Origin of the sequence: Roseovarius ramblicola, assembly GCF_042430665.1 — a bacterium.
Taxonomy (GTDB): domain Bacteria; phylum Pseudomonadota; class Alphaproteobacteria; order Rhodobacterales; family Rhodobacteraceae; genus Roseovarius; species Roseovarius ramblicola.
This window is the reverse complement of record NZ_JBHMEC010000050.1, coordinates 1-820: the sequence shown is the minus strand read 5'-3', so window position 1 is coordinate 820 and position 820 is coordinate 1. Positions and strand designations below refer to the sequence as shown.

Here is an 820-nt window from a genome sequence, read left to right as displayed (position 1 = left end):
CGGCGCGGCGGTGGGTGTTGAAGACCGTTTCAAGGTGTGTTGAAGGGCTCCATATCGGCTACGGAGACAACCCGTATGCCTGTGCAATGGGCGCGGCCTGCGCCTTGGCGGCGCGCAGGATGCCGGGGTAATCTGCCGGGTCAGACACCTCTTCCAAGGCCTTGTCGGTGGCCAACCAGAGACGCCGGGTGTCGAGCATGATCGCGCGGAACCTGTCGGCCTTCTCGACGATCCTGTCGGCGTGCTCGGTCGGTGTGCGCCCCTTGGCCGCCGCGTCCGCGGCGAGCATGTCTGCCTGCTCCTGCGTGGCCGTGCCTGCCTTGTGAGCGCGTGCCATCGCCTCTTCGCCCTCCCAGCCCTTCTGCACGACACGCGGATACTCGCCCTCGATCTGGGCGGTGAGACCGTCGATCCAGCGGGTCATCGCCATCTTGGCCTGCTTGAGCGTGAGCGAGACATCCTCGACGCGCCATGTCCAGCTCCAGACGCTGTCGATCAGCTCCGGCGTCTCGTTGATTATCGCCACGGACAGATCGTCGGTCTGCGGTTCGGCGAGCATGCGCGGCCGGTAGCAGTTGTATTGTGCCAGGAAATCGTCCGGCAGCCGCCCGCTCGGTGCCCGGGCGGGCTTGACGTCGAGCCGGAGTTGGCCCTCGGAATAGGGCACGGGCGTGCCGTCATAGACACGGATCAGTTCAGGGTGTGCCATGCTTCGAAGCCCTCCACGGTATCCACGATTTTCCGCTCGATGCGGCAGAGTTTTTTCAGCCTGTCCCTGGCCAGCGCGAACTGTTCGGCCACCGCCGCCGGGACATCCGCG

At 65.7% G+C, this 820-nt stretch carries 1 protein-coding gene; it reads right to left on the bottom strand.

The genetic code is table 11. The annotated features are described in order from the left end of the window. Nucleotides 1-58 precede the first annotated feature (58 nt). Entirely contained in the window at nucleotides 59-709 is a 651-nt protein-coding gene (locus ACFFU4_RS18360; protein ID WP_377071349.1) for a hypothetical protein, read from the bottom strand. Nucleotides 710-820: the final 111 nt, after the last annotated feature.

Excerpts from the sequence above, each read along its gene's own strand:
- ACFFU4_RS18360 (WP_377071349.1), bottom strand. The coding sequence starts at position 709 with ATGGCACACCCTGAACTGATCCGTGTCTATGACGGCACGCCCGTGCCC.